Source organism: Halomonas sp. GXIMD04776 (assembly GCF_049808615.1).
In the GTDB taxonomy this organism is placed as follows: domain Bacteria; phylum Pseudomonadota; class Gammaproteobacteria; order Pseudomonadales; family Halomonadaceae; genus Modicisalibacter.
Window position 1 is genome coordinate 85,752 of record NZ_JBNCAN010000020.1, and the last position, 9,869, is coordinate 95,620.

At 56.4% G+C, this 9,869-nt stretch carries 14 protein-coding genes; 5 read left to right on the forward strand and 9 right to left on the reverse strand.

What is annotated here, in order from left to right:
* Positions 1–94: 94 nt before the first annotated feature.
* From ACPF7Z_RS14150 to ACPF7Z_RS14160, 3 genes are all read left to right on the forward strand, one after another.
* Positions 95–1,297 (forward strand): quaternary amine ABC transporter ATP-binding protein, encoded by a 1,203-nt coding sequence (locus tag ACPF7Z_RS14150; protein ID WP_425193893.1) that lies wholly within the window; start codon positions 95–97, stop codon positions 1,295–1,297.
* The gene (locus ACPF7Z_RS14155; RefSeq protein ID WP_425193894.1) at positions 1,297–2,139 is read left to right on the forward strand and encodes an ABC transporter permease; all 843 of its coding nucleotides are present in this window, start codon (positions 1,297–1,299) and stop codon (positions 2,137–2,139) included. Before ACPF7Z_RS14150 ends, ACPF7Z_RS14155 begins: the two co-directional genes overlap by 1 nt.
* A gap of 137 nt (positions 2,140–2,276) precedes the next feature.
* The gene (locus ACPF7Z_RS14160; protein ID WP_425193895.1) at positions 2,277–3,158 is read left to right on the forward strand and encodes a glycine betaine ABC transporter substrate-binding protein; all 882 of its coding nucleotides are present in this window, start codon (positions 2,277–2,279) and stop codon (positions 3,156–3,158) included.
* A 74-nt stretch (positions 3,159–3,232) separates the two neighbouring features.
* On the opposite strand, the gene pdxH is transcribed toward ACPF7Z_RS14160, so the two are convergent.
* The 3 genes from pdxH to ACPF7Z_RS14175 form a co-directional block, all read right to left on the reverse strand.
* Positions 3,233–3,874, reverse strand: a complete 642-nt coding sequence (gene pdxH / locus ACPF7Z_RS14165; protein ID WP_425193896.1) for a pyridoxamine 5'-phosphate oxidase — start codon at positions 3,872–3,874, stop codon at positions 3,233–3,235.
* 74 nt (positions 3,875–3,948) lie between these two features.
* Positions 3,949–4,299 (reverse strand): branched-chain amino acid transporter permease, encoded by a 351-nt coding sequence (locus ACPF7Z_RS14170; protein WP_425193897.1) that lies wholly within the window; start codon positions 4,297–4,299, stop codon positions 3,949–3,951.
* Positions 4,299–5,000: an AzlC family ABC transporter permease gene (locus tag ACPF7Z_RS14175; protein ID WP_425193898.1), complete on the reverse strand. Its 702-nt coding sequence runs from the start codon at positions 4,998–5,000 to the stop codon at positions 4,299–4,301. Before ACPF7Z_RS14175 ends, ACPF7Z_RS14170 begins: the two co-directional genes overlap by 1 nt.
* 122 nt (positions 5,001–5,122) lie before the next feature.
* Between ACPF7Z_RS14175 and ACPF7Z_RS14180 the strand changes: the two genes are divergently transcribed.
* Positions 5,123–5,791 carry a cytochrome b/b6 domain-containing protein gene (locus ACPF7Z_RS14180; RefSeq protein WP_425193899.1) on the forward strand — a complete coding sequence of 223 codons (669 nt, stop codon included), beginning with the start codon at positions 5,123–5,125 and terminating at the stop codon, positions 5,789–5,791.
* 23 nt (positions 5,792–5,814) lie between these two features.
* On the opposite strand, the gene ACPF7Z_RS14185 is transcribed toward ACPF7Z_RS14180, so the two are convergent.
* The 5 genes from ACPF7Z_RS14185 to ACPF7Z_RS14205 form a co-directional block, all read right to left on the reverse strand.
* Positions 5,815–6,285, reverse strand: a complete 471-nt coding sequence (locus tag ACPF7Z_RS14185; protein ID WP_425193900.1) for a c-type cytochrome — start codon at positions 6,283–6,285, stop codon at positions 5,815–5,817.
* A gap of 124 nt (positions 6,286–6,409) precedes the next feature.
* Positions 6,410–6,802 carry a DUF2069 domain-containing protein gene (locus tag ACPF7Z_RS14190; protein ID WP_425193901.1) on the reverse strand — a complete coding sequence of 131 codons (393 nt, stop codon included), beginning with the start codon at positions 6,800–6,802 and terminating at the stop codon, positions 6,410–6,412.
* Complete coding sequence (wrbA, locus tag ACPF7Z_RS14195; protein ID WP_425193902.1) at positions 6,802–7,422, reverse strand: NAD(P)H:quinone oxidoreductase; 621 nt, start codon at positions 7,420–7,422, stop codon at positions 6,802–6,804. The genes ACPF7Z_RS14190 and wrbA overlap by 1 nt, the downstream gene beginning before the upstream one ends.
* Before the next feature lie 41 nt (positions 7,423–7,463).
* Complete coding sequence (gene arsC / locus ACPF7Z_RS14200; RefSeq protein WP_425193903.1) at positions 7,464–7,811, reverse strand: arsenate reductase (glutaredoxin); 348 nt, start codon at positions 7,809–7,811, stop codon at positions 7,464–7,466.
* A gap of 133 nt (positions 7,812–7,944) precedes the next feature.
* Positions 7,945–8,493 (reverse strand): gamma-glutamylcyclotransferase family protein, encoded by a 549-nt coding sequence (locus ACPF7Z_RS14205; RefSeq protein WP_425193904.1) that lies wholly within the window; start codon positions 8,491–8,493, stop codon positions 7,945–7,947.
* Between ACPF7Z_RS14205 and smrA the strand changes: the two genes are divergently transcribed.
* Positions 8,492–9,097 carry a DNA endonuclease SmrA gene (smrA, locus tag ACPF7Z_RS14210; RefSeq protein ID WP_425193905.1) on the forward strand — a complete coding sequence of 202 codons (606 nt, stop codon included), beginning with the start codon at positions 8,492–8,494 and terminating at the stop codon, positions 9,095–9,097. The genes ACPF7Z_RS14205 and smrA overlap by 2 nt on opposite strands.
* A 72-nt stretch (positions 9,098–9,169) precedes the next feature.
* On the opposite strand, the gene ACPF7Z_RS14215 is transcribed toward smrA, so the two are convergent.
* Complete coding sequence (locus tag ACPF7Z_RS14215) at positions 9,170–9,712, reverse strand: DUF934 domain-containing protein (RefSeq protein WP_425193906.1); 543 nt, start codon at positions 9,710–9,712, stop codon at positions 9,170–9,172.
* Positions 9,713–9,869: the final 157 nt, after the last annotated feature.

Genomic DNA, 9,869 nt, shown 5'->3' on the forward strand with positions numbered 1-9,869 from the left:
ATAATAAGGGTCGATTAGACGTGTTTTATCACTGTGATCTCAGGCATTTTCTTATAAATCGTTCGATACAGATAATCATAGACCGGATGAATCGATGAGCGAAACCGACAATATCAAGATCCAGGTGCGTGGCTTGAGTAAGGTCTTCGGCAGTCACCCGAAAAAGGCCCTGGAGTTACGCGACAAGGGGATGAAGCGTCCGGAAATTCTGGAAAAGACCGGGCAGACACTGGGTTTATCCAACATCAGTTTTGACGTCAATGAAGGCGAGTTGCTCGTCATCATGGGGCTCTCGGGCTCAGGCAAGTCGACGTTGATTCGTTGTCTCAATCGACTGATCGAGCCCACGGAAGGCGATATCGTCATCGACGATGAAAATATCCCCAAGCTCAGCGAAAAAGAGCTATTGGAATGTCGCCGTCGTCACTTCTCGATGGTCTTTCAGCATTTTGCCCTGTTTCCTCACCGCACCGTTCAGGGAAATGCAGAGTTCGGTCTGGAGATTCGCGGTTTCGACAAGGCCGAGCGCGCGCAGAAGGCACGAGAAGCGCTCCATCAGGTCGGCCTTGAGGGCTGGGAAGACTCGATGCCCAGTCAGCTTTCCGGTGGCATGCAGCAGCGTGTGGGGCTAGCCCGGGCGCTGGCCAACGATTCCACCGTTCTACTGATGGATGAGGCCTTTTCGGCGCTGGACCCGTTGATCCGCAAGGATATGCAACAGGAACTGCTCGAACTCCAGAATCGCATGAAGAAGACCACCATCTTCATCACTCACGATCTGGACGAGGCGCTGGCACTCGCCGATCGCATCATCCTGCTCAAGGATGGAGAAATCGTGCAGATCGGGACGGCAGAAGACATCCTGACCCATCCGGCGGACGACTACGTGGCACGTTTCACTGAAGGTGTCGACATGTCGCGTATTCTCACCGCCCGTCATGCCATGCGTCCGGTTCGTGCCGTGGCCCGGGACGACGACGGGCCACGTACCGTACTCCACAGGCTCAGTGAAAACGGGCTGGACTCCATTTACGTCACCGATCGACAGCGCAAGTTGCTGGGCTTGATCGGGGGCGAGGAGGCCGATCGCGCCGCTCGGGAAGGAAAGCAGAGCATTGACGGATTGATCAGCGACGATTTTCCCAAGGTTGGTCCCGACGAGCCGCTACACAACTTGTTCGCCATGTTTGGCGACAAGAGCTATCCAATCGCCGTGGTCGATGAAGATCAGCGACTCCTTGGCGTTGTCGTCAAGGGCGCGGTGCTGGCACAACTTGCTGAAGCAGGAGAACAATGATGGCTATCGAAATTCCCCGCATTCCGCTTGGCGATTGGATCGAAGCCGGGCTCGATTACCTGACCAGCGAGTATTCCGTGGTGACCCGAGGCATCTCGCGGATCACTCAGACCGGCATCAGTGCGCTCAACGATGCACTGATGTGGCTGCCTGAATGGGCCCTGATGGCGATCATTGCCTTGCTGTGCTGGCGCCTGTCGGGGATACGGCTGGCGATCGGGGCGGCACTAGGCTTGGCTTTGATCTGGAACATGGGCCTATGGTTCCCGATGATCGAGTCCCTGACCCTGGTGGTCATTGCCACCCTGGTGGCGGTGCTGATTGCGATGCCGGTAGGGATTTTTGCGGCGTTATCGGACAAGTTCTATGGCCTGATCATGCCGGTGCTGGATTTCATGCAGACCATGCCGGCCTTCGTCTATCTGATTCCGGCCATTCCGTTTTTCGGTATCGGGTCGGTGTCGGCGATCTTTGCCACCGTGATCTTCTCCATGCCGCCGGCGATCCGCTTCACGACCCTGGGCATCCGTCAGGTGCCCAAGGAGCTGGTCGAAGCCGCGGATGCCTTTGGCTCGACGCGTGGGCAGAAGCTGCTCAAGGTGCAATTGCCATTATCCTTGCCTACCATCATGGCAGGCATCAACCAGACGATCATGCTGGCGCTGTCGATGGTGGTCATCGCTGCCATGATCGGCGCGGATGGCCTGGGTAACGAGGTCTGGAAGGCGATTCAACGTTTGCGTCCGGGCGATGGCTTCGAGGCGGGTATCGCGGTGGTCATCCTGGCCATGCTGCTCGACCGCCTGACTCAGACCTTCCGTAAGACCAAGAAAACGCAGTAGCAGAAAGCTACGCTGTGAAGAAGTTGAATATCTGATCGAGATACTCGGTCAGCATTGGCAGGGAAGAGGCATTGGCAGGAAAGAGGCATCGATAGCAACGCTGCCTCTCAAACACAAAAGACGAGAAAGAGGAAATCATGAAAACAACCAGTGTAATGTCGCGTACGCTACAAAACGCCTCGTTGGCGGTGGTGCTGGGGCTGGGCACGATAGGTGGCGCCTACGCTCAGGATAAAGGCACGGTGACGCTTGCCTACGTTGAATGGTCCTCGACGGTCGCCTCGACCAATGTGATGCGTGCAGTGCTCGAACAGGCGGGATATGACGTCGAGATGTCGTCCTTGTCTGGCGCCTCGATGTGGCAGGCCATCGCCTACGGCGATGCGGATGCCACGCTGGCCGGATGGTTGCCCACGACCCACAAGAATTACTATGCGCAGACCAAGGACAAGGTGGTCGATACCGGCGTCAACCTGGACGGCACCAAGCTGGGGCTGGTGGTTCCCGAGTACACACCCATGGAATCCATCGAAGACCTTGGCGAGAACGCCGATCGTATTGATGGCGAGATCATCGGTATCGATCCCGGTGCCGGCATCATGGGGCTGACCGAGGATGTGCTGGATGAGTATGGGTTGGATCGTGATCTTCGTCTGCGCACCGGCAGCGGCGCGACCATGACAGCGGCCCTGAAATCGGCCATTCAGAATGAAGAGGATATCGTCGTCACTGGTTGGACGCCGCACTGGATGTTCGCCCGCTGGGATCTCAAATATCTTGACGACCCCAAGAATGTCTACGGGGGGGCCGAGCAGATCCACACCATCGTTCGTCAAGGTTTGAAGGAAGACATGCCGGGTGCCTATCAGATCCTGGATAACTTCGAGTGGACCGCCGAGGACATGGGCGAGGTCATGATGATGAACCAGGAGGAGGGTAGCGACCCCTACGAGAACGCGAAGAAGTGGGTGGAGAACCACCAGGACATGGTCAATGAATGGATAGGCGACGCCTCATAAGCCGATACATTTGTCATGTTCCATGAGCGACGAAGGCCCAATCATTTTTGGTTGGGCCTTCGTCATTAAGGCCTTCAAGGCGCCAGTCGTGCCTTGAACCATCCGTGGTCGTAAAGGCGGTAGCGCACCCGGTCATGCAGTCTATCCGGCTGCCCCTGCCAGAACTCGATCATTTCCGGTACGACGCGATAGCCACCCCAATGACGAGGGCGGGTTACGACTTGCCCGTCATAGACCATTTCAAACCGTTTCTTACGCTCTTCCAGCCATTCCCGGTCGGGTATTTCCACGCTCTGCAGTGCCGTCCAGGCCCCTAGTTGGCTATTGCGAGGGCGACTTTCGAAATAGCGATCGGATTCCGTGGCGTCGACTTGGTTGACATGACCTTCGATTCGTATCTGGCGCTGCACCGTGGGCCACCAGAAGACGATCGCCGCATGAGGCACATTGGCCAACTCACTGCCCTTGTGACTCTGATAGTTGGTGTAGAACACGAAGCCGCGCTCATCGAATCCCTTGAGCAGCACCACCCGCGCATGAGGTAGTCCTTGACTGTCAACGGTCGCCAGGGTCATGGCATTAGCGTCATCGGTTTCCTTGCTTAACGCCTCGTCCAGCCATTCCTGGAAGAGCGGCATAGGGTCGTCCGGAGTCGTCGCGGTATCAAGGCTACGCCCGCTGTAGTTGCGCCGAACATCGGCGATGTCGTGAGTCATGGCGTTCTCCTGGTATGTTCATAATCTTCGTCGCAAGCGGTCATAGGCTCAAGTTTAATGTTTCGCCGGTTTCTTCATGCAGGATACCAGCCCAACTGGACCATCAACATATAGAGTCCGGTTCCCCCTATGATCGATAACAAGGCGTTGCGGCGCCATAGGTGCAATACGACAACGGTGAGCGAGGCGATGATGACTGGTAAACCATTGGCGGCCATGTTCAATTGGCCCTCGGCAAGCGGCCGAAAATCGCGCAGGGCATAGACGACCAGTATCATCATCACCGCCGGCGGAAGATAGCGGCCCAAGTGCAGGATCAGTGGATGATCGGCGTGGCGCGACAGGGCGATGAAGGGCAGTACCCGGGTGGCAAAAGTGGCCAGAGCGCTGACGACGATGAACGCGATCAGTGTGGTGGTTTCCATCAGTTTGCCCCTTCGTTCTGGTCGATCCATCGATAGTGCACCAGGAGTATCAGGCTGGTGGCACCGATGGCGCCCAGCAACAGATGCTGTTCGGGTAACAGTATCAGGGCGCCGATCCCCGTGGCTAACGCGATGACGAAGGGCAAGGCACGACGCAAACGGCTTGCCTGCTCCAATGTGAGGACGATGAACAGCGCGGTCAGGGCAAACTCGATGCCGCGACTGTCGAAATCGAGCAGTGCCCCGGCAATGGCCCCTGCCAGTGTTCCCAGCACCCACCATAGCTGGTTCAAGAAACTGATTCGCCAGGCATTGGCGTGGTCTTCCGCGTCTTGCTGCTGTCGCCCTTGGTTGGTCAGTAGTGAATAGGTCTCATCCGTCAGCGCAAAGATCAGATAGGGCTTGCGCCATCCCGCTCCCTTGAAGCGCTTGAGCAGCGACAAACCGTAGAACAGATGTCGAGAGTTGAGCATGAAGGTCGCGACCGCGACCTCGAGGAGCCCCGCATGATTGGCCAGCAAGGTGACCGCCATGAACTGCCCGGCCCCAGCGTAGATGAACAAGGACATGACCAGCGCCATCCACCAGGGATGTCCAAGCTGCATGAACAGAATACCGAAAGCGGCTCCCAAGGGCAGATAACCGAACATCACGGGCAGGGTTTGCAGGCTGGCGTAACGCCATTGAGCGATAGAAGACAACGAATTCTTCCTTGATATCGGGGGTTATCTCGGGTAACTATTCTGTGTCATCGATCGCATCATTATATGAGCCTTGACCAATGAAGCGAAGGCCAATGTCGTGCAGGTTATCGAGGTGAAAGATGCACAGGATCTGGGTGTGGGACGTATGGGTGCGATTCTTTCACTGGACGCTGGTGCTCGCACTGATCGTATCGTTTTACACGATGAAGACGGAAGGCTATCCGCTGATGTTTCCCGTCGATTGGCACGCGCGAGCAGGATACACGGTGCTGGGGCTTTTATTGTTCCGCTGGCTATGGGGGCTTTTCGGGAGTCGCCACGCGCGTTTTTACAGCTTTCTGCGCTCACCATTCGCCTCCTGGCGCTATCTAGGACAGTTCCTTCGTGGTCGCGCCCCGAGTTATGCCGGGCATAATCCACTTGGCGGCTGGATGGTTCTGGTCATGCTGGTGTCGCTGACGTTGCAGGCAGGTAGTGGACTATTTCTGCACGACGACATCCTGTTCGAAGCGCCCCTGTATGGCAGCGTCAGCGATGCCACCACCAAGATTCTGATAACCGTTCACCATTACAATGGCAATTTTCTACTGGTCTTGATCGGCTTGCATCTCGTGGCGGTGATCGCGCATCGCTTCAAGGGGGAAAAACTGGTGGGAGCGATGTTCCATGGCCATAAATCGTTGGCTTCGAAGCCCGTCGACGGCCCGGGAACCCGGGCCGTGCAATGGCGCGCCGTGGTGATGCTTGTGCTGGCGGCCGTATTGGTCACGTGGCTATGGAATAGCTGAGACTCGAGAATAGTGGTTGATCACTATTCTGCGCGGTATTCATCGTGACAGTTCTTGCAGGTCTTGCCGGTATCCGCGACCTGTTTACGGAATACTGCAAAATCGTCCTGCTGAGCGACCTCGGCCAGCTTGGCCGTGGCATCTTGCATCTCTGTCTGCAGAGACTCGAAGTCGTCCTGGTTATCAGCGATCTTGGCGAGCGCATCGGTATTGACACCGTGCCCGTCATCACGCAGGGACCCTTCGATAAAGCCTTCCCAAGGCATTTGCGCTAGCATGGCGACTCGCTCTGCACGCATCCCGGCTTCTTCGGCATCGTAATCCATGTCTCCTTTGGCCATGGCCCCAAGCGGGCCGAAGTTCCAGCCCATCGTATGGAGGGCCGCCTGGCGATATTCGATGGCTTCCTTGATCTGTTTTTCATCCGCCGCCAGCGTGACTGTAGAGGTCACCAATAAAGAAGCGGCAATACCGAGACTCATCAAGACTTTCATCGATCTCTCCTTATCGTTTTATGCATCCTCGGCAGCGATTGGCCCGAGGGATAGGGCTGAATCCTTGCTGATTCAGACAACTTGAGGATAGCAGCAACCCGGGGATGCGAAAGACCGCCCGGAGTTAGCCGCGCAATTGACGGCTGCGCCAACGCGCGTAAAGCATGCTCGAAACGAACAGGGCCAGGCTTGCCACGACTTCCAACAACCCTAGCCAGGTTTTGCCGGGGAGCGTGGCCAGCATCACCCCCTGCATGAAATACAAAAGACTCACGAATGCCAACCAGGCATGACCACGGGGACGGCGTGTATAAAGGGTGGGGAAAAATAGAACCAGTGGCAAAACACGCACCAGGACCGGCAACAAGCCGCTACTGCTTTGAGCTTGTAACTGTAACCCCCCAATCAGCAAAAGTACCACCAGCGCGACATAGCTACCCAGTACCACCTGGCGAGTTCTTTGGGTTAGCAGTGCCGTTCCGTGGCGCTGTTCGAGTCCTTCCAGAACAGCGCGCATCATTTATCCTCACGCATCGTAAGAAGTGCCATGGCAAGCCTGGCAACGCGTTTACCCTGGGCGTGGGCAAGGGTGCGTTCGGTGTCGTCGACACTGCGATCACTGGCTGCGCCGGCTACATGGCTCGTGCCATAAGGCGTGCCGCCACTGGTGGTCTCCATCAGACCGCTTTCGCTGTAGGGCACACCCGCGTAGACCATGCCCTGGTGCAGTAGAGGCACCAGCATGGTGAGCAGTGTGGCTTCCTGCCCGCCATGCAGGCTGCCGGTGGACGTGAAGGCCGTTGCCGGTTTGTCGATCAGGGCGCCGTTGATCCATAGCTCGCTGGTGCTGTCCAGGTAATATTTTAGCGGTGCTGCCATGTTGCCGAAGCGGGTCGGGCTGCCCAGGGCCAGTCCAGCACAGTGGCGCAAGTCATCGAGGGTGGCATAGACGGCACCTTCGGCAGGGATGTCAGGATCGACGGCTTCGCAGGTGGACGATACCGGCGGTACCGTGCGTAAGCGCGCGTCGATGCCTGCAACCGTTTCGATGCCGGCGACCATCTGTTCCGCCAGGGTGCGAGTGGCGCCGGAACGCGAATAATAGAGAACAAGAATATAAGGGCGGGAAGCACTCATGACGGCTCCAGTCTATGGGCGTAGGAGACGGGGCGTAAGGGTCAGGCCTCGTCGAGAAGTGACAGAATCGCTTCGGGAGGACGTCCGATAACGGCACGATCGCCGCGATCCAGTAGAGGGCGTTGCATCAAACGCGGGTGCTGGGCAATGGCCTCAAGGCATTGCTGTTCGCTGGGGGCGGCCAGGCGGAGAGCCTTCCATTCCATTTCGTTGGTGCGCACCAATGCCAGCGTATCGTCATCGAGTCGAGCAGCCAGCGACTGTAATTCATCCAGTGATAGCGGCGTTTCCAGGTAACGATGTATACGGAAGTCGACCCCTTGAGTCTCGAGCAGGTTCAATGCTTCTCGAGACTTCGAGCAGCGCGGGTTGTGATAGAGCGTCAGCATGGTCTGAAATCGTCTTATGGCAGCATCAGTGTTGTAAAATCAAGAAATTGAAAGACAGTGTAAGTGGCCGTACTGGAGCCGACAACAGCAAAAATATTTATACCGTTATCTTTCATCGGTTGCATATTCAGCCTCATAAACGTCGATAAACCCAGGCCGATGTACCGTTATCCAAAATTATACGATCACGGTAATAGCGAATTCCCAATCGCTCATAGCGGTCAAGTTTCTTGAGCTCTGTCGCATCAACTTCCAGAAGATACCCTTTTACCTGGGCAGTAGGCGCTTTCTTCAAATCAAGTTCATCACGGCGAAACCCTGATAGTGTCACTTCCTTAGGATCGCCCCAACGATCGTAGACCAACCAGCGGATGAGGCCGTAACGTAAGGTGCCATACACAAAAACCTGATGCTCACCCTGCGCAATGGGGGATAGGTCTTCCGGTGCTTCATAACCAAATGGGCTCAATAGCACGAACCAGAGATAAAACAGCACTATGCCCAGCACGGCCAATACAGTGAACACGAAACGGCGTAAGAGGATCACGAAGCAACCCGGAAACGATATGAAGCGAACCATGATGGCATGATTCGACCAAGGGTAACCAGCGCAGGACTTGAAGCGCTGGTAAGCGCATCTGATATGATCTTCAGATAAGTCATACGTCGAGGGCATCGCCATGAACCGCTGTCTGGATTGTGACACCGATTTCAGTCGACTGCTGGGGGGCGAGGGAGGCGACGTTCACCCATTGTCCAAGGGTCGGGACAAAGCGGATGTCGATAGCACTCCACGCTCTCCAAGTGAGGCGCAATTGGCACGCCGGGCCAGTGCCGTCGAAGAAGGAGAGGGCAACAATTTCTTGACGGATGAGTTCGTCGACCTCTTGCCTCATCGCGATCCTATCGAATATCGACGCGACGGTATCCAGATCGGAGTTCTCGAGCGATTGCGTCACGGTGGCTACGCTCCGGAAGCGCGTCTTTATCTGATCAAGCAACCGGTACGCAACTGTCGGCGTGAGCTGTTCACCTTTCTGCAGGATGCGATCGAACACGATCTACGCTGCTTATTGGTGATACATGGCCGCGGGAAAGCACTGGATAGCCACGCCAACGTGGTGCGCTCCTATGTGGCGAAATGGCTGGTGCAGTTCGAACAGGTGCAAGCCTATGCGTCGGCAACTCCCGCACATGGCGGCATCGGTGCTACTTATGTGATGCTGCGCAAGTCTGAACGCGCCCGGGCTCGCAATCGAGAACGCCAGCAAAAGCGGCGCGGGTAGTTCTCAACCTCTTCAAAACAGCCATGCCGTCCAACAGGCGGAGTGGAAACTATTGAGAGCTGGCATAGCGGCTTAACTGGCTTCTCGCAGGCGACGCTCAAAGAGAGCCTCACGTACATCGACACCGGTCTGATAGCTGACACTGAAGGGGGTCAGCCAGCGTAAGGCGTCTTCCAGAGGTTGATCGTCCCGCAGCGACAGCGCATCGAAACCGCAGCGCGACATGTAGTAAAGCTGATCGATCAGTACATCGCCAATGGCACGAATCTCACCTTCAATGCCGTGACGCTCACGCAGCAACCGGGCCAAGGTGTAGCCACGGCCATCAGTAAATGCCGGGAAGTCGATGGCGATCAACGGAGCGCGATGTAACACGGCCACCAGTTCGGAGCTAAGCTCAGTATCGCTGGCAAGCCAGGGCGCCAGGTTTTTCTGCTCGCGATGCTGTTGCCAAAGCTTCAAAGGGACGATAGCAGGGCGAATATCGGGCAGGGTTTCTTCATCCCGGGAAAGACACCAGGCATCCTGGCTAGGCTGGCCTTGTTTGATCAACAAGGTATCGGCAAGGTCGTTCCTGAAGATTTCATCGTCGATCTTGATCGCACTGCTAAGCATACACCTGCTCCTTGAAAGGCTTGATTCCGATGCGGCGATAGCCCGGATATTGCACCGGGCTGGTCAGCAGCGCCCAGATTCCGAGGGCGCGGGCCGTTGCCGCGCCCAAGCCTCTAATTTGATGGTTTTTTGATCAGTTCTTTGGTTTCAGAACGCA